Source organism: Streptomyces sp. NPDC025784 (genome assembly GCF_055558435.1).
In genome coordinates this window covers 374209-392818 of the sequence record NZ_JBVHMN010000008.1, presented here as the reverse complement: position 1 = coordinate 392818, position 18610 = coordinate 374209, and the positions used below count along the sequence as shown (strand labels likewise).

17 protein-coding genes and 1 tRNA gene are annotated in these 18610 nt (G+C 72.1%); 10 read left to right on the top strand and 8 right to left on the bottom strand.

Annotated features, from left to right (window positions below; translation table 11 throughout):
* Nucleotides 1–207: 207 nt before the first annotated feature.
* Nucleotides 208–292: transfer RNA gene (locus ACZ4IF_RS20855), tRNA-Leu, on the bottom strand.
* Nucleotides 293–479: 187 nt separating this feature from the next.
* Here ACZ4IF_RS20855 and ACZ4IF_RS20850 point away from each other — a divergent pair.
* From ACZ4IF_RS20850 to ACZ4IF_RS20840, 3 genes are all read left to right on the top strand, one after another.
* Complete coding sequence (locus tag ACZ4IF_RS20850) at nucleotides 480–1805, top strand: M20/M25/M40 family metallo-hydrolase (RefSeq protein WP_345647843.1); 1326 nt, start codon at nucleotides 480–482, stop codon at nucleotides 1803–1805.
* A 157-nt stretch (nucleotides 1806–1962) separates the two neighbouring features.
* Entirely contained in the window at nucleotides 1963–2196 is a 234-nt protein-coding gene (gene chpH / locus ACZ4IF_RS20845) for a chaplin ChpH (RefSeq protein ID WP_028801648.1), read from the top strand.
* A gap of 164 nt (nucleotides 2197–2360) precedes the next feature.
* Complete coding sequence (locus tag ACZ4IF_RS20840; protein ID WP_467564787.1) at nucleotides 2361–3188, top strand: chaplin; 828 nt, start codon at nucleotides 2361–2363, stop codon at nucleotides 3186–3188.
* 123 nt (nucleotides 3189–3311) lie between these two features.
* Here ACZ4IF_RS20840 and ACZ4IF_RS20835 read toward each other — a convergent pair whose 3' ends face one another.
* On the bottom strand, nucleotides 3312–3500 hold the full coding sequence (locus ACZ4IF_RS20835; protein WP_028801646.1) for a DUF5703 family protein: 189 nt from the start codon (nucleotides 3498–3500) through the stop codon (nucleotides 3312–3314).
* 47 nt (nucleotides 3501–3547) lie between these two features.
* On the opposite strand from ACZ4IF_RS20835, the gene ACZ4IF_RS20830 reads away from it, so the two are divergent.
* Nucleotides 3548–4234: a hypothetical protein gene (locus tag ACZ4IF_RS20830; protein WP_467564785.1), complete on the top strand. Its 687-nt coding sequence runs from the start codon at nucleotides 3548–3550 to the stop codon at nucleotides 4232–4234.
* Between the two features lie 131 nt (nucleotides 4235–4365).
* On the opposite strand, the gene ACZ4IF_RS20825 is transcribed toward ACZ4IF_RS20830, so the two are convergent.
* Both ACZ4IF_RS20825 and ACZ4IF_RS20820 read right to left on the bottom strand, forming a co-directional pair.
* Complete coding sequence (locus ACZ4IF_RS20825; RefSeq protein WP_467564783.1) at nucleotides 4366–6669, bottom strand: helix-hairpin-helix domain-containing protein; 2304 nt, start codon at nucleotides 6667–6669, stop codon at nucleotides 4366–4368.
* Nucleotides 6666–7649 carry an aldo/keto reductase gene (locus ACZ4IF_RS20820; protein ID WP_467564781.1) on the bottom strand — a complete coding sequence of 328 codons (984 nt, stop codon included), beginning with the start codon at nucleotides 7647–7649 and terminating at the stop codon, nucleotides 6666–6668. Before ACZ4IF_RS20820 ends, ACZ4IF_RS20825 begins: the two co-directional genes overlap by 4 nt.
* A 152-nt stretch (nucleotides 7650–7801) precedes the next feature.
* Between ACZ4IF_RS20820 and ACZ4IF_RS20815 the strand changes: the two genes are divergently transcribed.
* Together ACZ4IF_RS20815 and ACZ4IF_RS20810 are read left to right on the top strand one after the other, a co-directional pair.
* On the top strand, nucleotides 7802–8857 hold the full coding sequence (locus tag ACZ4IF_RS20815) for an LLM class F420-dependent oxidoreductase (RefSeq protein WP_426681895.1): 1056 nt from the start codon (nucleotides 7802–7804) through the stop codon (nucleotides 8855–8857).
* A gap of 225 nt (nucleotides 8858–9082) precedes the next feature.
* Nucleotides 9083–9871, top strand: coding sequence for a ferritin-like domain-containing protein (locus ACZ4IF_RS20810; protein ID WP_467564778.1), 789 nt, complete (start codon nucleotides 9083–9085; stop codon nucleotides 9869–9871).
* A gap of 27 nt (nucleotides 9872–9898) precedes the next feature.
* Here the strand turns inward: ACZ4IF_RS20810 and corA are convergent, their stop codons facing one another.
* Nucleotides 9899–10897 (bottom strand): magnesium/cobalt transporter CorA, encoded by a 999-nt coding sequence (corA, locus tag ACZ4IF_RS20805; protein ID WP_467564776.1) that lies wholly within the window; start codon nucleotides 10895–10897, stop codon nucleotides 9899–9901.
* A gap of 97 nt (nucleotides 10898–10994) precedes the next feature.
* Between corA and ACZ4IF_RS20800 the strand changes: the two genes are divergently transcribed.
* The 4 genes from ACZ4IF_RS20800 to mshC all read left to right on the top strand — a co-directional run bounded on the left by ACZ4IF_RS20800 (nucleotide 10995) and on the right by mshC (nucleotide 14499).
* On the top strand, nucleotides 10995–11681 hold the full coding sequence (locus tag ACZ4IF_RS20800; protein ID WP_095933215.1) for a histidine phosphatase family protein: 687 nt from the start codon (nucleotides 10995–10997) through the stop codon (nucleotides 11679–11681).
* A gap of 120 nt (nucleotides 11682–11801) precedes the next feature.
* Entirely contained in the window at nucleotides 11802–12392 is a 591-nt protein-coding gene (locus tag ACZ4IF_RS20795) for a DUF3090 domain-containing protein (protein WP_467564774.1), read from the top strand.
* Nucleotides 12356–13174: an SCO1664 family protein gene (locus ACZ4IF_RS20790; protein ID WP_359492525.1), complete on the top strand. Its 819-nt coding sequence runs from the start codon at nucleotides 12356–12358 to the stop codon at nucleotides 13172–13174. Before ACZ4IF_RS20795 ends, ACZ4IF_RS20790 begins: the two co-directional genes overlap by 37 nt.
* A 95-nt stretch (nucleotides 13175–13269) precedes the next feature.
* The gene (gene mshC, locus ACZ4IF_RS20785; RefSeq protein WP_467564772.1) at nucleotides 13270–14499 is read left to right on the top strand and encodes a cysteine--1-D-myo-inosityl 2-amino-2-deoxy-alpha-D-glucopyranoside ligase; all 1230 of its coding nucleotides are present in this window, start codon (nucleotides 13270–13272) and stop codon (nucleotides 14497–14499) included.
* Nucleotides 14500–14589: 90 nt separating this feature from the next.
* On the opposite strand, the gene ACZ4IF_RS20780 is transcribed toward mshC, so the two are convergent.
* The 3 genes from ACZ4IF_RS20780 to ACZ4IF_RS20770 form a co-directional block, all read right to left on the bottom strand.
* Nucleotides 14590–15207, bottom strand: a complete 618-nt coding sequence (locus ACZ4IF_RS20780) for a hypothetical protein (protein ID WP_467564770.1) — start codon at nucleotides 15205–15207, stop codon at nucleotides 14590–14592.
* A gap of 55 nt (nucleotides 15208–15262) precedes the next feature.
* Entirely contained in the window at nucleotides 15263–17014 is a 1752-nt protein-coding gene (locus ACZ4IF_RS20775; protein WP_467564768.1) for a S8 family peptidase, read from the bottom strand.
* 436 nt (nucleotides 17015–17450) lie between these two features.
* On the bottom strand, nucleotides 17451–18578 hold the full coding sequence (locus ACZ4IF_RS20770; protein WP_467564766.1) for a PAC2 family protein: 1128 nt from the start codon (nucleotides 18576–18578) through the stop codon (nucleotides 17451–17453).
* Nucleotides 18579–18610: the final 32 nt, after the last annotated feature.

The following is an 18610-nucleotide window of genomic DNA, read 5'->3' as shown; positions in this document are numbered from 1 at the left end:
CCTGGGCGTCAGCCATGCGAGGAGGCCTTCCGGGGGTCTCGGAACCGCTGCTTCCGAGGCTCTGACATGGCGATACGTCACCGTGACGAGATCTGCCCCACATCTGTCCGTAACCCGCCGGACACGGGGAGCGAGGAGCGGGCCGACGGTATCGGCACAACGAGCGAGGGCCGCGACCTGATGGTCGCGGCCCTCGCTCTTCCTGTGTGTCCGAGGGGGGACTTGAACCCCCACGCCCGATAAAGGGCACTAGCACCTCAAGCTAGCGCGTCTGCCATTCCGCCACCCGGACAAGGTGTCTGTCGTGCGGGGTTTCCCTCGCGGCGACAGAGGAAACATTACCAGGCTTTCGAGGGCCTCCGATCACCCCCCGTCGTCGCGTGAACGGCGTGTGACGGGCCGGGTCCTGCCTTGGGGCCCGGAAGCGGTCGGGGAGAGGATGAGGGAGACCACCAGCAGTGACAGTGGGAGGAAGCAGCGTGAGCGAGTCGAACACGGCCAGGAGCGTCTCCGGCCAGGACGAGGTCGTCGACCTCTGTCGCGAGCTGATCCAGATCGACACCAGCAACTACGGCGACCACTCGGGTCCGGGCGAGCGCAAGGCCGCCGAGTACGTGGCCGAGAAGCTCGCCGAGGTGGGGCTCGAACCGCAGATCTTCGAGTCGCACAAGGGCCGCGCCTCCACGGTGGCCCGCATCGAGGGCGAGGACCCCTCGCGGCCGGCGCTGCTCATCCACGGCCACACCGACGTCGTACCGGCCAACGCCACGGACTGGACCCATCACCCCTTCTCGGGCGAGATCGCCGACGGGATGGTGTGGGGCCGCGGCGCGGTCGACATGAAGGACATGGACGCCATGACGCTGGCCGTCGTGCGTGACCGGCTGCGCACCGGGCGCAAGCCGCCCCGAGACATCGTCCTCGCCTTCCTCGCGGACGAGGAGGCGGGGGGCACGTGGGGCGCGCGGCACCTGGTGGACAACCACCCGGACCTCTTCGAGGGCGTCACGGAGGCGATCGGCGAGGTCGGCGGCTTCTCCTTCACGGTCAACGAGAAGCTGCGGCTCTACCTCGTCGAGACCGCCCAGAAGGGCATGCACTGGATGAAGCTGACCGTGGACGGCACCGCCGGTCACGGTTCGATGATCCACAGGGACAACGCGATCACCGAGCTGTCCGAGGCCGTCGGGCGGCTCGGCCGCCACCGGTTCCCGGTCCGCGTCACCAAGACGCTGCGGCACTTCCTGGACGAACTCGGCGACGCGCTCGGCACCGAGCTCGACCCCGAGAACATGGACGAGACGCTGGCCAAGCTCGGCGGCATCGCCAAGCTCATCGGCGCCTCCCTCCAGAACACCGCCAATCCGACCCAGCTGGGCGCCGGATACAAGGTCAACGTCATTCCGGGACAGGCCACCGCGCATGTCGACGGCCGTTATCTGCCGGGGTACGAGGAGGAATTCCTCGCCGACCTGGACCGCATTCTCGGCCCGCGGGTGAAGCGCGAGGACGTGCACGCGGACAAGGCGCTGGAGACCGGTTTCGACGGCGCGCTCGTCGACGCCATGCAGACCGCGCTGTCCGCGGAGGACCCGATCGCGCGCGCCGTGCCGTACATGCTGTCGGCCGGCACCGATGCCAAGTCCTTCGCCGACCTCGGCATCCGCTGCTTCGGCTTCGCCCCGCTGAAGCTGCCGCCGGAGCTGGACTTCGCGGGCATGTTCCACGGCGTCGACGAGCGGGTCCCGGTGGATGCCCTGCAGTTCGGTGTGCGCGTGCTCGACCGCTTCATCGACGCGTCCTGAATTACTCGGGTAAAACGAAACTCCTGTAATCGACCGCGCGTGCGGGCCCCACTGAGAAGAGTGAATCCGACGATAAGCTCGTAGCTCCATTACTCCCTCCTCGTTACACGTGATGCGAACCGAAGCTGGGATCGCATGTGCCAACAATGGAGGAAGAATGATCAAGAAGGTCGTCGCCGCTGCCGCTGCCACTGGTGGTCTGGTTCTCGCGGGTGCGGGCCTGGCCGTCGCCGACTCGGGTGCCCAGGGTGCTGCCGTGCACTCCCCGGGTGTCGTGTCCGGCAACGTGATTCAGGTGCCCGTTCACATCCCGGTGAACGTCTGCGGCAACACGGTCTCCGTGATCGGGCTGCTGAACCCCGCCTTCGGTAACAGCTGCGTCAACAAGTGACGTCGTGCCTCACCCCATGAGGGTCACTTCGTGAGGGTCATAGCCCGTCGGCCCCGGAGTCCGCGCCATGCACTCCGGGGCCGACCGGCTTCCGCGCACGCGTCGGGTGGGTGTGTGCGCGTTCCGGACGTTCCAAGCCAACGGCTAAGGCAGGGATTACAGCTATGCGACAGGTCACCCGCAAGGGCCTGATGACCGTGGCGGCGGCGAGCGGCGTACTCGCCGTCACCGGCGGCTACGCACACGCCGACTCGGGTGCGAACGGCTCCACCGCGAACTCCCCCGGCGTGCTGTCGGGCAACACGGTGCAGGTGCCGGTGCACGCGCCGGTGAACGTCTGCGGCAACACCGTGAACGTCATCGGGGTGCTCAACCCGGCGGTGGGCAACACATGCGTCAACCATGGCGGCAACGGCGGGCACGGGGTCGGGAACCCGCACTCCGGCGGCTCCCGGGCCGACGGTCACGCCGTCGGCTCGCCGGGCGTCGGCTCCGGCAACCACGTCCAGGTACCGGTCGACGCTCCCGTGAACGTCTGCGGGAACAGCGTGAACGTCGTCGGAGTGGGCAACGCGGCGGCGGGCAACGAGTGCGCCGGCGGCGGACACTCCACGACCCCGCCCGGCGGCGGACACCAGACGCCGCCTCCGGGCACCCCCGGGCAGCCGGGGCATCCGGGAAACCCCGGTACGCCCGGACACCCGGGCCGGCCCGGCACGCCGGGAAGTCCCGGCACACCGGGGAACCCGGGTACGCCCGGTACGCCGGGCCAGCCGGGGAACCCGGGCACCCCGCCCGGCTCCGGAGGACATCACCCGGGCGGTTCCTCGCACGTCGATCAGCCGGGTGCGCAGTCCGTCACCCAGCCCCATGGCGCCGGGATGCTCGCCCACACCGGCGGTGAGCTGCCGCTCGGCGTGGTCGTACCCGCGGGCGCCGGCGCGCTGCTGGCCGGTGCGGTGCTCTACCGCCGGGCACGATCGGCGGCGTAGCCCGAAGGCCGCCGGAGCCGACCGGTGCAGGTGTGACCACGACGCCACACACTTCCCCGGTGGCGTCGAGAACGGAGCGGGCCCCGCCACTGGCGGGGCCCGCTCCGTTTCAGCCGCCCGTCGTCACCATGTGGCGCGCACCTGGCGGATGATCCGCCGGCGCAGCCGCACCTTGCGGCTGCCGTCGCGCAGCAGGCTCAGGCGGTCCAACTCCCAGTGTCCGTACTCGGCATGGTCCGTCAGCAGACGCGTCGTCTCCTTGCGGGAGACCCCGCGAGGTACGTACACGTCGACAAATTCGTATTCCGGCATCGCATCTATTGTGCGGGCTGGGGCCCGGTACGGATAGCGTCTGCACTATGTCTGATGCTGCGCAGCCCACCGCTGCCGAGGTACGCGCCGCCGCCGAGGCGGTCAAGACCGCGCTCGACCGCCACCTGGCCGCGGTCGAGCGCAGGACGGGTGAGGACGACCCGGCCGTCTACGAGGCGTTCAACGAGCTGGCCGCCGCGGCCGAGGAGTACGACGAACTGCTCTACGACCGCTACGACGAGGTCACCCCCTTCGAGATCCCCGGTACCGACGACACGCTGCCGCCGTACACGGGCCCCGAGGAGCCGAACGCGCTGAGCGTGCTGATCCGCCGGGACTACGCGGTGGTGGAGCCGCAGCGGCTGCTGGCGCAGGCCCAGCGGGTGGAGGCCGTGGAGGAGGACGGAGCCACCGCGGACGCCGGCTTCGACGCGGCGTCCGGCACCGTCCACGGGGCTCTCGGGATCCTCTTCGGCGAGTTCGAACCGGACGAGATCGCGTCCCGGCACAAGGAGTTCGGCCTGGAAGAGGGCGACTCCACGCTCTGGGTGACCGCCGCGGACGAACCCTCGGAGCCCGGCGAGTGGCTGGAGGCCCCCTTCGAGTCGACCGACCCGCAGCGGGTCGTCTGCCGTTTCGACGTCAGCGCGGTCTTCGACGAGGAGGCGGACGACGATCTGGAGGACGGCCTCGGCCCCCGCGGGGACCTGGAGCCGCTGGACGCGGATCGCTGAGCCGGGCGCGGCACGGGAAGACGTGACAGTGGCGGTCACCGGAGCCGGTGGCCGCCACTGTCATGTGCGGAGAACGCGGGCGGGGCCGGAGCCCGCTGTGGCGCCCGCCCGTGGTGCCTCCCGGGCAGCCGTCAGCCGGCTGCGGGCACCTGCGCCTTGAGCAGGGCCGGCAGCCGCGTGGTGCGCGGCTTCTGCGGGACCTCGGCCACCGCGCGCGGCAAGGCCTGCTCCACCCCGTGGACCACCGACAGATGACGCCCGGCCCGGCCGAAGGCCGTGTACACCCAGGGCCTGGTCAGGGACTGCGCCGCGTCACCGGGCAGCACCACGACCGCGGCGGGCCAGGTCGTGCCCACCGCCTGGTGCGCCGTGAGCGCCCAGCCGTGCCGCACGGACTGCTCGACCCGCTCCTTCGGTACGACGACGGGGACACCTGCGCACTCCAGGTGCAGTCCCTCGGCATCGGCCTTCACCACGTGCCCGGGCACCGAACGGCCCGATGCGGGGGAGTAGGCGATCCGGTCACCGGGGTCGAAGCCGCCGAAACGGCCGGGGCCCGGGTTCAGCCGCTCCTTGAGCGCGGCGTTCAGCGCGCGCGTGCCGACGGCGCCGCCGTGTCCCGGCGTGATCACCTGCGTCTGCTCGGCCGGGATGCCGATGGCCCGCGGCACCGAGTCCGCGACCAGCTGCACGGTCCGGTGCACCGCTTCGCCCGCGTCGCGCACCGGGACGATCACGACCTCCTTGCCCGGCGCCTCCACCTGGAGGAGCTCACCGATCCCGATGCCGGAGACCAGCTCGCCGATGGGCCCGGGGTCCGGTGTGCGCGAGGCGACCGCCGGACAGACGCGGGCGGCGACGAGATCCGCGAAGACCCGGCCGGGTCCCGCCGACCACAGCACGCCCGGGTCCCCGCTCAGCACGAGCCGTGCCCCGTCCGGCAGTGACTCGGCGAGCACGGCCGCCGTCTCGACGTCCAGCTGCGGCGCGTCCATGACGACGAGGAGATCGAGGTCCAGGGCGCCGTCGGCGTCCCGGCCCGGGCCCTCGGCGCCGGACAGAAGCCCGGCGACAGTGGCGACGTGGAGGTCCGGTGCCCCCTCGGGTCCGTCCCGGAGGCCGTCCTCGGCCGCCCGGGATGCGAGGCGCCCGCGGCCGTCCGGGGTGTGCGTGGCGGCCCAGCCGCGCAGGCCGAGACTCCGTACCGCGTGCAGCAGCGTCGCGACCTCGGCCCCGGAGGCGTCGCCGCCGGTGTGGAGCACCAGGCCGTGGCCCGCGACCGCGCGGATCAGCTCCGCCGCGGAGCGTGGCGCCGACGTGGCGGCCTCCTCCCAGCCGGCGGTGGGACCGTCGTCCTTGGGCAGGGAGTTCATCACCCGGGCGAGGCCGTCGGCGAGGCTCTCCTCCGCCAGCGCGTACCGCTCCAGGCCGATGAGGACGCGGACCGGGCGTTCCTCGGCCTCCTCCGTGTCCTCCCTGGAGGGGGCCGTCGTGTCGAGGGCGTCCTGGAACACCAGGGCCTCGCCCTCCGCGAGGGTGCTCTGCACGGACGCGTCCGGGTCCGGCACGGAGCGCTGGGTGAGCGCCGCGGCCAGGGCCGATGCGTCGAGGGCGGTGTGCCCGGCGAGGGCCGCCTGCTCCAGGAGCCACACGGTCAGCGCCCGGCCGCGCCGCTCGTCCTCGGGGCCGCACTCGGCGCCGAGCAGCGCGCGGGCGAACCCGTCGGCCTGCTCGGGCCGCACCCCGGCGACCCGGAGCAGCTGCCACGGGTCCTCGCGCAGCTGCCCGTCGGCGTCCTCGCCCAGGGCGGCGGCGACCTGCGGCGCGAGGGTGTCGGGCGCACCGGCGGCGGTCAGTACGGCACGCACGGCCGCCACGGCCTCCGGCGCGGCGGCCGCGGGCACGATGGCCGACGCGGTCACGGGCTGGGGCCGCCGCTCCGGCTCCGGGACGACGACCCTGCGCGGCGCGGGCTCCGGATCGTGGAACGCACCGGCCACGGGCTTCTCGCCGCTCTCCACCGCCCGGACCGCGGCGAGCAGGTCCGCGGCCTTCCCGCTGAGCTTGCCCCCGGCCTCGACCGGCCCCTGCTTCTCGGCCTTCCGCCGCTCGATCCGCTCCCGCTCCACGCGCTGGGCCGCCAGTTCGGCCTCGGCCTCGGACAGCTGCGGCGCGTCCCCGGAGGCCGTGGCGCCCTCGGCACCGCCCCCGTCGTCCGCGGAGCTCGCGGCGTCCCCCTCCGCGGAGGGCTCGGTGTCGTCCCCGCGTCCGGCGGCGTCGCCGTCCCCTGCCCCGTCCTCGGAGGGAGCGTCCGTCTCCTGCCCGGTGGCCCCGGCGTCGGCGTCGTCGCCGCCGGCTTGCGGGGTGTCGGCGGCCGTGTCCGCGCCCGGCGTCCCCGGCCCGGTGTCCTCCGTGGTCTCGGGCTCCGTGCTCACAGCGTGCTCCAGTCGTGATCGGGATAGTGGTGCACCGGTGCCGACACGTCGTCGAGCGCCCGGCAGATCTCGTCAGGAAGACTAAGGGTCTCCACTGACAACGCGGCCGTGAGCTGCTGCGCGTTGCGTGCGCCGACGATGGGCGCTGCCACGCCGGGCCGGTCGCGCACCCAGGCGAGGGCGACCTGGAGCGGTGTCACAGCGAGGCCGTCCGCCGCGGTGGTCACCGCGTCGACGATGCTGCTCGCGGTGTCGTCCAGGTAGGGAGCCACGAACGGGGCGAGGTGCTCGGAGCCGCCCCGGGAGTCCGACGGTGTCCCGCCCCGGTACTTGCCGGTGAGCACACCCCGGCCGAGCGGCGAGGAGGGCAGCAGGCCGACGCCCAGGTCGAGGGCGGCGGGCAGCACCTCGCGCTCGACGCCCCGCTGGAGGAGGGAGTACTCCATCTGCGTGCCGGCCAGCCGCGTGCGCGCGCCCGGCGCCGCGAGCTGCCACGTCGCCGCCTTGGCGAGCTGCCAGCCGCAGAAGTTGGACACGCCCGCGTAGCGCGCACGGCCGCTGCTGACCGCCATGTCGAGGGCTTGAAGGGTCTCCTCGAGGGGGGTGTCGGGGTCGTACGCGTGGACGTGCCACAGGTCCACGTAGTCCGTGCCCAGGCGCGCGAGGGACGCGTCGAGGGCGGACAGCAGATGGCCGCGCGACCCGTCGAAGCGGCGGTACGGGTCGGGTACGCTCCCCGCCTTCGTCGAGATGACCAGGTCCCGGCGCGGCACGAGCCCTTCTATGAGGCGCCCGAGGAGATACTCCGCCTCCCCGTCGCCGTACACGTCCGCGGTGTCGACGAGGGTCCCGCCCGCTTCCCAGAACGCCTTCAAGAGGTCCGCGGCGTCATGCTCGTCGGTGTCCCGGCCCCACGTCAGGGTGCCGAGTCCGATCCGGGACACACGCAGGCCGGTACGGCCGAGATGCCTCTGCTCCATGGACGCCGACATTACTGTCCGGAACTCACGGCGTGGGGGCCCTGTGGACAACCGGGACCGGTGGGACCGCGACCCGTGCCTGCCGCGCCGCCCGGCAGCGCGCTAGGGTCTCCGGCACAAGGGACGTTACTGATCGGTAAGGGGAATCGGCCATGCAGCTCGGGATCAACCTCGGCTACTGGGGCGCCGGAATGGACGCGGACAATCTCGCCGTGGCCCAGGAGGCCGACCGGCTCGGATACTCCGTCTGCTGGGCGGCCGAGGCCTACGGCTCCGACGCGGCCACCGTGCTCAGCTGGGTCGCCGCGCAGACCGAGCGGATCGACGTCGGTTCGGCCATCTTCCAGATCCCGGCGCGCCAGCCCGCGATGACCGCGATGACCGCCGCGACCCTCGACTCGCTCTCCGGCGGCCGGTTCCGCCTCGGCCTCGGCGTCTCCGGACCGCAGGTCTCCGAGGGCTGGTACGGCGTCAAGTTCGACAAGCCGCTGGCGCGCACCCGCGAGTACGTGGAGATCGTGCGCCGCGCGATGACGCGGGAGCGGCTCTCCTACGAAGGCGAGCACTGGACCCTGCCGCTGCCCGGCGGCCCGGGCAAGCCGCTCAAGCTGACCGTCCACCCGGAGCGCGAGCACATCCCGCTGTACATCGCCGCGATCGGCCCGAAGAACCTTGAGCAGACCGGTGAGATCGCGGACGGCGCGCTGCTGATCTTCCCCTCCGCCGAGCACCTGGAGGACACCGCGATCAGGCATCTGCGCGCGGGCCGGGAGAAGGCCGGGAAGACGATGGACGGCTTCGACGTCTGCCCGACGCTGCCGCTCGCCCTCGGTGACGACAAGAACGTGACGGCGCTCGCCGACATGTTCCGCCCCTACACGGCGCTGTACGTGGGCGGCATGGGCAGCCGCAAGCAGAACTTCTACAACCAGCTCGCCCAGCGCATGGGCTACGAGAAGGAAGCCGCCGAGATCCAGGACAAGTACCTGTCCGGCGACAAGGAGGGCGCCGCCGCCGCCATCCCGCACGCGCTGATCGACCAGACCACCCTGCTCGGCTCCGTCGACCGCATCGCCGACCGGATGAAGGCCTACGCCGCGGCCGGGGTCACCACGCTCACGCTGGCTCCCGCGGGCTTCACGCTGGAGGACCGGCTCGCCTCGCTGCGCGCCGGTTCCGAGGCGCTGGAGCGGGCCGGGCTCGCGTAGCGGGACGGCGCCGGGCGCCGGAAAGTTCTGCGGCCGTGGTGGGGGCTCGGGGGTCTACCCCGCCACGGCCGTCACAAGGAACAACGCGCCGCCACCCCCTTGGTTACGCGCCTGTGCCACCCCGGCCGTCCGTCGTTTGGCGGATTTGTCCGACACATCGGTTGCCGCACTCCTGGCATCCCATTTGACTCGTTTTCTGCGGAGCCCTGCAGAGAGGTGTCAGAGATGCTTTCGGCCAAGAGTCTCTTCGAGGAGATCCTCGACAACGACGAGTCGTTCCGGCTCTTCTGCTCCATCGCCGCCAGCGGGGAATCGCAGGGGGGATGGGAGAACGGGCGGATCGCAGCACTGGTCCCGCGCGAGCAGCGCGAGCTCGCGCCCAAGATCGCCCGGCACGGCGCCGACGAGGACAAGCACGGCAGGATCTTCGACGCGCTGATGAAGAAGCGCGGTCTGCAGCCCGTGGCGGTGCCGCCCGACACCGACTACACCATGCTCCTGGAGCGGCACGGCATCGGTCTCGCCCACGAGAAGCTCAAGGGCGACCGGCCCCTCACCGTGCAGGACATCGTCACCTACCTCGCCCACAGCCGGGTCACCGAGCAGCGCGCCTCCGAGCAGATGCAGCTGCTGCGCAAGCACTTCGCCGACCACCCCGACATCGGCCGCGCGGTGAAGATGATCTCCAACGACGAGGACAACCACCTCGCCTACTGCCACGAGGAGCTGCTGCGCTTCGCGTACGCGGGACACGGCCGGGCCATCCAGCGTGTGCTGCGCCAGTGCGCCCTCGCCGAGATCCGCATCTACCGCGACGTCAGCCTCGCCGTGATGGCCCACATGGGGCGCATCCTCGGCTGGTCCAGGGCCAGGGCCGCGGTGCTCGCCGTCGGCATCCACGCCGTCTACGCGTACGAGCGGCTGGCCGGATGGCGCCGGATGGTCTCCCTGAAGATGCCCGAGCGGCGCGACGCGCTCGGCGGCCCCGCCACGACTGCCCCGGAATTCGCCTGAGTCCGGGCCGCACGGCCGTACCGCGTCCTACATCCAGCCCCGCCGTTTGAAGGTCCGGTACAGCAGGACCTCCAGAACGACCATCCCCAGAATCACCGCGGGATACGACAGGAGCCAGTGCAGCTCGGGCATGTGGTCGAAGTTCATCCCGTAGATCCCCGCGATGAGGGTGGGGACCGCGGCCATGGCCGCCCAGGCCGAGATCTTCCGCATGTCGTCGTTCTGCCGCACGCCCATCTGCGCGAGATGCGCCGCGAGGATGTCGGAGACCAGCCGGTCCAGGCCCTCCACGGTCTCGTTCACCCGCATCAGATGGTCGTTGACGTCGCGGAAGAAGGGCTGCGCCGTCTCGTTCACGAAAGGCACTCCCGTGCTGTACGAGCCCCCTCCGGACAGCCGGGTCAGCGGCATCGCGAGCGGCACCGTGGCGCGGCGGAACTCCAGGATCTGCCGCTTGAACCGGTAGATCCTGGACGCGGTGTTCCGTGAGTCGCCGCCGGTCGGCGAGAAGACCTCCGCCTCCAGCTCCTCCAGGTCGGTCCCCAGTTCGGTCGCCACGTCCAGATAGTGATCGACCGTGACGTCCGCGATCGAGTAGAGCACCGTCGTGGGCCCCTTGCGCAGCACCTCGGGTTCCGACTCCAGCCGCCGACGCAGGGCGGCCAGCGGTGAGCTCTTGCCGTGCCTGACCGTCACCACGAAGGCGTCACCGATGAAGACCATGACCTCGCCGGTGGACACCTCGTCACTGTCCGGCTCGTAGAAGACCGGCTTGAGGACGATGAACAGGGAGTCGTCGTACACCTCCAGCTTGGGCCGCTGGTGCGCCTTCAGCGCGTCCTCGACGGCCAGCGGGTGCAGCCCGAACTCGTTCGTGACGAGGTCGAACTCCTTCTCCGTCGGCTCGTGCAGCCCGATCCACACGAAGGCGTCGCCCTCGGCGCGGGCCTCCGCCAGGGCGTCGGACAGGTCCTCGGGATCCTCCGTCCGCCGCCCGTGACGGTAGATGGCACAGTCGACGATCACGGAGCGTATTCTCCCGCCGCCGAGGGCGCGCCGCACTCCGGGCGCCGTCCCGCCCGGCCCGGACCGGTCGCCCGGGTGCCCGTCTACCCTGGGCCGCATGCCCACGCTGATCCTCGTCCGGCACGGACGTTCCACCGCCAACACCGCGGGACTGCTCGCCGGGTGGACGCCCGGCGTCGCCCTCGACGAACGCGGCGCCCAGCAGGCCGCGGCGCTGCCCGGCCGGCTCGCCGGGCTGCCGATCTCCGAGGTCGTCTCCAGCCCCCTCCAGCGCTGCCAGGAGACGATCCAGCCGCTGCTCGACGCCCGCCCCGGGCTGCGCGCGCACACCGAGGAGCGCATCGGGGAGGCCCACTACGGAGACTGGTCCGGCCGCAAGCTCGCCGAGCTGAAGGACGAGCCGCTGATGGAGGTCGTCCAGGCGCACCCCTCGGCGGCGGCGTTCCCCGGCGGCGAGTCCATGCGGGCCATGCAGACGAGGGCCGCCGAGGCGGTCCGCGAGTGGAACGCGCGCGTGGAGCGCGACCACGGCGGGGACGCCGTCTACCTGATGTGCTCGCACGGCGACATCATCAAGTCCCTCGTCGCCGACGCACTCGGGCTTCACCTCGACCTCTTCCAGCGGATCTCTGTCGAACCGTGTTCGATCACCGCGATCCGCTACACACGGCTGAGGCCCTTCCTCGTGCGCCTCGGGGACACCGGCGACTTCGCCTCCCTGGCGCCGCGCGAGGAGCCCCCGGGCGGCGACGCTCCGGTGGGGGGCGGTGCGGGCGCACCGTGATCGTCGGCCGCAGTAGGGTGAAGCGGTCGAAGCAGCACAGTAGTTGTCAGCAGGTTCTCAGCAGCCGATGCGGGCCGGCGCAGTCAGCCGGTCCGCATGCCGATCCAATGGAGACAGGACGTGTCCCGTCAGGTGTTCCTCTACGACCCCCCGGACCGTTTCGTGGCCGGTACGGTCGGGTTGCCCGGGCGCCGTACCTTCTTCCTGCAGGCTTCCTCAGGCCACCGGGTGACCAGCGTGGCTCTGGAGAAGACCCAGGTCGCGGCGCTCGCCGAGCGCATGGACGAGCTCCTCGACGAGGTCGTACGCCGGACCGGGGGCAGCGCGCCCGTGCCGGCCATGGCCCCGACCGAGGTGTCCGACACCGCCCCCCTCGACACCCCCGTCGAGGAGGAGTTCCGCGTCGGCACCATGGCGCTGGCCTGGGACGGTGACGAACAGCGCATGATCGTCGAGGCCCAGGCCCTGGTCGAGCTGGACGCGGACTCCGAGGAGGACCTCGCGGAGGCCGAGGAACGGCTCCTCCAGGACGAGGAGAACGGTCCGCCGATGCTCCGGGTCCGGCTCAGCGGAGCACAGGCCCGCGCCTTCGCCAAGCGCGCTCTCGACGTCGTCAACGCGGGCCGGCCCCCCTGCCCGCTCTGCAGCCTCCCGCTCGACCCGGAAGGACACGTATGTCCGCGCCAGAACGGATACCGCCGCGGAGCGTGACCACGGCCGAGCTGCTCGCCAAGGGCGAGCTGAAGGTGCGCGGACAGATCCGTGAAGCCTCGAACGCGGTCCTGTACTGCTCCGTGTCGTACGAGGGACGCGACGCGTTCTGCGTCTACAAGCCCGTCGCCGGGGAGCGTCCCCTGTGGGACTTCCCCGACGGCACGCTCGCGCAGCGCGAGGTCGCGGCGTACGAGGTCTCCGAGGCGACCGGCTGGGGGCTCGTGCCGCCCACCGTGCTGCGCGACGGACCGTACGGCGAGGGCATGTGCCAGCTGTGGATCGAGGCCGCCCCCGAGACCGAGCTGCTCGCCCTGGTGGACGGCGAGGAGCCCGACGACGGCTGGAAGGCCATCGGCCTCGCCGAGGTGGGCGAGGGGCGCACGGCGCTGCTGGTGCACGCCGACGACGACCGGCTGCGACGGCTCGCCGTCCTCGACGCCGTGATCAACAACGCGGACCGCAAGGGCGGACACCTGCTGCCCGCCGGGGAGGGCCGCCTCTACGGCATCGACCACGGGGTCACCTTCAACGCCGAGAACAAGCTGCGCACCCTGCTGTGGGGGTGGGCCGGGGAGCCCCTGACGGCGGAGGCGGTCGACGTGCTCGTCGCGCTCCGCGACGGACTGCTGCCCGGGGCGCCGCTGGCCACCCGGCTGGCGGAACTCATCACCGTGAACGAGACCGACGCCACACGCGCACGCGTGGAGGAACTGCTCGCCTCGGGGAAACACCCGGAACCGGGCGGGGAATGGCCCGCGATCCCGTGGCCGCCGGTGTAGCGGCACACGTTCGGGTCGCGGCGCAAGAGCGCCTTCCGAGCCATCAGTCGCTGGCCGGTTCGTATACGGAACTTCCGTCCGGTTAGGCTCATGACATGCATGCCTGGCCCGCTTCTGAGGTCCCCGCCCTGCCTGGTGAGGGCCGCGACCTCCGGATCCACGACACCGCGACCGGTGGGCTCGTCACCCTCGACCCCGGTCCCGTCGCCCGTATCTACGTATGCGGCATCACGCCGTACGACGCGACCCACATGGGTCACGCGGCGACCTACAACGCGTTCGACCTCGTTCAGCGCGTGTGGCTCGACACCAAGCGGCAGGTTCACTACGTCCAGAACGTGACCGACGTCGACGACCCGCTCCTCGAGCGGGCGCAGCGCGACGGCGTCGACTGGGTGGGGCTCGCCGAGCAGGAGACCGCACTCTTCCGCGAGGACATGACCGCCCTGCGGATGCTGCCGCCGCGGCACTACATAGGCGCCGTCGAGGCGATACCCGGCATCGTGCCGCTCGTGGAGCGGTTGCGGGACGCCGGCGCGGCCTACGAGCTCGAAGGCGACGTGTACTTCTCCGTCGAGTCCGACCCGCACTTCGGCAAGGTGTCCCGCCTCGACGCCGCGGCCATGCGGCTGCTCTCCGCCGAGCGCGGCGGTGACCCGGACCGTCCGGGCAAGAAGAACCCGCTCGACCCGATGCTCTGGATGACCGCCCGCGAGGGCGAGCCGAGCTGGGACGGCGGCTCGCTGGGCCGCGGCCGGCCCGGCTGGCACATCGAGTGCGTCGCCATCGCCCTCGACCACCTCGGCATGGGCTTCGACGTCCAGGGCGGCGGCTCCGACCTCGCCTTCCCGCACCACGAGATGGGGGCCTCGCACGCCCAGGTGCTGACCGGCGAGTTCCCGATGGCCAAGGCGTACGTGCACGCCGGCATGGTCGCGCTCGACGGCGAGAAGATGTCGAAGTCCAAGGGCAACCTCGTCTTCGTGTCCGCGCTCCGGCGCGACGGGGTCGACCCGGCCGCCATCCGCCTCGCACTGCTCGCGCACCACTACCGCGCCGACTGGGAGTGGACGGACGCCGTCCTGGAGACCGCCGTCGCGCGCCTGGAGAACTGGCGCTCCGCGGTCTCCCGCCCCGACGGGCCGTCCGCCGACGCGCTCGTCGAGGAGATCCGCGAGGCCCTCGCGAACGACCTGGACGCGCCGGCCGCGCTCGCCGCGGTCGACCGCTGGGCCGCGCGCCAGCACGAGTCGGGCGGCACGGACGAGGGCGCCCCCGGCGTCGTGTCCCGTGCCGTGGACGCCCTCCTGGGAGTGGCGCTGTAACGGTTCCCGCACCCCGAACGCGGTCGGGCGCCGGGCGGATCGATCCGCCCGGCGCCCTGTGCGTGGAGCCGTCCCCCGTTGCCGGCCGTGCTACTGCCTGTTGACGATGACGGCCTGCAGGGTGCCGGTGCCGGAGTCGTAGATCCCGATGACCTGCTGCCCGAAGGCGAAGGCCTCCTGGACCTCGTCATGCGTCACCTGGTTCGGGTTCACCAGCTGGCGCCAGGCGTTGTCGATGTACAGGTAGAGGATCGACGGCTGCCCCGGCAGCGGGGTGACGACGTCCCAGAACTTCGTGGCGATGCCGCTCACCAGCGCCGCCCGCTCGACGGCGCTCGGCAGCACGAGCGGCTGCCCCGGCTGCTGCGCCTGCTGCCCGCCGAGCTGCTGGAGCAGCTGCTGGAACGGCTGCTGCTGGCCGAGCTGCTGGAGCTGCTGCTGCAGGTGCGACGGAATGTGCTGCTGCGGGATCTGCTGGCCGATGCCCTGCTGGGCGTACGGCTGCTGGATCTGCTGGCCGATGCCCTGCGGCCCGTACGGCTGCTGCATCTGCGGGCCGAAGGGCTGCTGCTGGCCCATGCTCTGCTGCGGGCCGAAGGGCTGCTGGCCCATGCTCTGCTGCGGTCCGAACTGCTGCGGGGGAGCCGTGCTCGGGCCCTGCTGCCCGTGCTGCTGTCCCAGCTGGCTCATCTGCGGGGTGGTGCTCATACGGGTGCCACCTTCCCTCATTGGTCGAGCGTGTGTGAGCAGTGGTCGGATGCCGTCAGCCCGTGACCACCAGGCCGACGATCTCGTCGTCCGAGAACCAGACACGTACGTCGGGCCGTCCCCCCGCGAAGGCGGAGTGCACCGCCTGGCGGATCTCGGGGGACGGGTCGTTCAGGTTGCGCCATGCGCCCGCCACGTACAGCCGGAGCCTGGGCGGGACTTCGCGCGGATACGGCAGCAGCTCGTCCCAGTACCGCTCGGCCTGACCCGAGCCGACCGCCTCCGGCAGCAGATGGGTGACCGCCGCCTTGATGTCCGGCCGGCTGCCGATCCGCTGGGAGGCGGGCCGGCCCGGTGCGTCCTGCTGCGGGGAACCTGTGGCCCGCAGCACCGCGCGGGCACGCTCCGGGGACATCGGCTCCTGGCCCGCCGCCTTGAGCATGCCCTGCAGCGCGGCCAGGGCGCCGACCACCACCGGGGAGGCGGAGGAGGTCCCGGAGAAGGTGTCCGTGTACCAGGCGATCTCCTCGGCGCCGCCCTGCAGATCGCCGGGCCGGTCCCAGAAGCCGCCGGTGGTCGTCACCTCACGTCCCCAGCCCTGCGCGTCCACGCGCGCACCGTAGTTGGAGAACGCGAGCCGTGAACGGTCCGGGCCGTGGTCACGGCCGTGCGTGCCGGGCGGCGGCGCGCCCGCGCCGACCAGGACCGCGCCGGAGGACGGGTTGGAGGGGTTGAACGGATTGCGCCACCACTCCGGGAATTCGGCGGGGCGGCGCTCGTACAGCGCGTCGTCGAGCGACTCGCCGCCGTTGCCCGCGGCCGCCACCACGAGGACGCCCTTGGCGGTCGCGTACCGGATGGCCGCGAAGTCGTCCGGCCACCATTCGATGGCGATGTAGCCGCGTTGGTCGTCGCGTTGCTCGAAGTCGAACCGCGGCCCCGGGGCGTGCAGTTCGACCAGCAGGACGTCGCCGGGGCCGAGCCGGTCGGCCGCCGCGTGGATCGCCGCCGCGGTGCCGCCGGGCTGGAAGGACGCGGCGGCCGTCACCGCGTCGGGCACGATGCCGGTGACGCCGTGCTCGTTGCGGTCGCCGCCGATCACCCCGATGACGGCGGTGCCGTGGTTGCGCCAGGCCACATCCTGCAACGGGGTGCCGACGACGACTCCGGCGAGCTTCGCCGCCAGGTCCTCGTGCCCGAGCTGCCAGGCACCTTCCACGTCGATCACCGTCACGCCCTGCCCCGTGCCGCCCGGCCGCTGCCAGGCCCAGTACGCGTCGATGCCCTCGGGCGCCGGACGCAGATAGCCCTGACGGCTGGTGAAGTCGGGGGTGACGGGCGCCCCTTCCTTCAGCCGGCGGCTCTCGTCCGTGCTGTCGTCGGTCCACCCGGCCGGGCCCGCCGAGGCGGGAACGGCACCGGGCTTCACGTAGGCCGTGTCGATCTCCGGCAGCGCCGCGATCCGCGAGCGCAGTTCCTGGGCCCGGCTCGCGCCGCCGCGCACCCGGTAGAACAGCGCGAGGTCGGGGCCGCTCTCGGCGCCCGGTGCCACGGACTGCTGGTGCAGCCGGTCCTCGCTGCCGAACAGCGGCTCCAGGGCGAGCTGTTCGTCGCTGAGGAACATGTTGAGGGCCGAGACGTCGGCGCCCACCGCCGAGCGGACGCCCTCGGCCCGGGCACGGAGCCGGGCCTCGGGACGTGCGACGACGATCAGCTCCTGCTCGGCTCCTCGGTAGGTGAATCCCGCTCCGTCGGGCCCCGGCCCGGAGGTCCCCGGGCCCTGCGCCGGCTGTACCTGGTCGGTCATCGCGTACCGCTCCCTTCGATCCCTGCGGGTGCCGGTCCCTGCGTGTGCTGTGCGGTGCAGTGCGCTGTCCTGTGCGGTGCCGTGCCGCGGGCCGCCGTCCTGCCCGGTGCCGTCCGCTGTCGCGGGGCGACGCGTTGCCGTGTCCCGTCCCCGGTCCGCGTCTTCGGGGCACAACCTGGCACGCCCACGGCGACTCGTCCACCCCGTCTTCGCCAACTTGGTTTGAAAACAAGTTGAATTGGGAAACCTGTGCAATCTGCCTGGAAACAGCTGTCCCGTCGCAATCCGGCCAAAGGCTGTCGAGGTGTACGGCAACTGCCGTGGTGGCAGGGGTAACTGTGCCGTGGGCGCATCCGGGGACGACCGAGGGGCGGTGCGCCTGATGCGCACCGCCCCTCCTGGCCGGTCGTGCGGGGGCCTCAGCCCCCGGGGACGGTCAGTCCTCCGAGGAGTCCTCGGACGGGTCGCCGTCCGTGTCCCTGCCCGCGTCCGGACCGGTTTCAGCGGCCGAGTCCGCATCGGACGCCGGGCCGGAGTCCCCGGCGGATCCCGATTCCGGGCCGGTGTCCGCGGTGGAGTCCGTAGCGGGGCCCGCGTCCGCGTCCGTGTCCGTGTCCGGACGCAGCGGCTTCGGCGGCCGGGTGCGGCCGGCGGTGCCGTCCCGCAGGAACGCGGACTCGCCGCCCTCCGTGGCGTGACCGCCGGCCTGAGCCGTCGGACCGCCGCCGTCCCGCCGGCGCAGATAGCGCTCGAACTCGCGGGCGATCGCCTCGCCCGAGGCCTCCGGCAGCTCGGCGGTGTCCCGGGCCTCCTCCAGCGTCTGCACGTACTCCGCGACCTCGCTGTCCTCGGCGGCCAGCTGGTCCACGCCCAGCTGCCAGGCCCGCGCGTCCTCGGGCAGTTCGCCCAGCGGGATGCGCAGGTCGATGAGGTCCTCCAGGCGGTTGAGGAGGGCCAGCGTCGCCTTCGGGTTGGGGGGCTGCGAGACGTAGTGCGGCACGGCCGCCCACAGCGACACCGCGGGGACGCCCGCGTGCGTGCACGCCTCCTGGAGGATGCCGACGATGCCCGTGGGGCCCTCGTACTTGGTCTCCTCCAGGTCCATCGTGCGGGCCAGGTCGGGGTCCGAGGTGACCCCGCTGACCGGCACCGGACGTGTGTGCGGGGTGTCACCGAGCAGTGCGCCCAGGATGACCACCAGCTCCACGCCCAGCTCGTGCGCGAAACCGAGGAGTTCGTTGCAGAACGAGCGCCACCGCATCGACGGCTCGATGCCGCGGACCAGCACCAGGTCGCGCGGCTTCTCGCCACCGACCCGGACCACCGACAGGCGCGTGGTCGGCCAGGTGATCTTGCGGACACCGGCGTCCAGCCACACCGTGGGACGGTTCACCTGGAAGTCGTAGTAGTCCTCGGCGTCCAGCGCCGCGAAGACCTCGCCCTTCCACTCCTTGTCCAGATGCGCGACAGCCGTGGAGGCGGCGTCGCCGGCGTCGTTCCAGCCTTCGAACGCGGCCACCATGACTGGGTCGATCAGCTCGGGAACCCCCTCCAGCTCGATCACCCAGCGCCTCCTTCCGACGTGCCCTCGCGTAC

What these genes read in the sequence shown, in the direction of transcription:
- ACZ4IF_RS20790 (WP_359492525.1), top strand. Translation starts at nt 12,356, where the DNA reads ATGTCCGCGCCAGAACGGATACCGCCGCGGAGCGTGACCACGGCCGAG.
- ACZ4IF_RS20815 (WP_426681895.1), top strand. Translation starts at nt 7,802, where the DNA reads ATGCAGCTCGGGATCAACCTCGGCTACTGGGGCGCCGGAATGGACGCG.
- ACZ4IF_RS20820 (WP_467564781.1), bottom strand. Translation starts at nt 7,649, where the DNA reads ATGGAGCAGAGGCATCTCGGCCGTACCGGCCTGCGTGTGTCCCGGATC.
- ACZ4IF_RS20775 (WP_467564768.1), bottom strand. Translation starts at nt 17,014, where the DNA reads ATGACCGACCAGGTACAGCCGGCGCAGGGCCCGGGGACCTCCGGGCCG.
- ACZ4IF_RS20835 (WP_028801646.1), bottom strand. Translation starts at nt 3,500, where the DNA reads ATGCCGGAATACGAATTTGTCGACGTGTACGTACCTCGCGGGGTCTCC.
- ACZ4IF_RS20800 (WP_095933215.1), top strand. Translation starts at nt 10,995, where the DNA reads ATGCCCACGCTGATCCTCGTCCGGCACGGACGTTCCACCGCCAACACC.
- ACZ4IF_RS20830 (WP_467564785.1), top strand. Translation starts at nt 3,548, where the DNA reads ATGTCTGATGCTGCGCAGCCCACCGCTGCCGAGGTACGCGCCGCCGCC.
- chpH (WP_028801648.1), top strand. Translation starts at nt 1,963, where the DNA reads ATGATCAAGAAGGTCGTCGCCGCTGCCGCTGCCACTGGTGGTCTGGTT.
- ACZ4IF_RS20780 (WP_467564770.1), bottom strand. Translation starts at nt 15,207, where the DNA reads ATGAGCACCACCCCGCAGATGAGCCAGCTGGGACAGCAGCACGGGCAG.
- ACZ4IF_RS20810 (WP_467564778.1), top strand. Translation starts at nt 9,083, where the DNA reads ATGCTTTCGGCCAAGAGTCTCTTCGAGGAGATCCTCGACAACGACGAG.
- ACZ4IF_RS20840 (WP_467564787.1), top strand. Translation starts at nt 2,361, where the DNA reads ATGCGACAGGTCACCCGCAAGGGCCTGATGACCGTGGCGGCGGCGAGC.
- mshC (WP_467564772.1), top strand. Translation starts at nt 13,270, where the DNA reads ATGCATGCCTGGCCCGCTTCTGAGGTCCCCGCCCTGCCTGGTGAGGGC.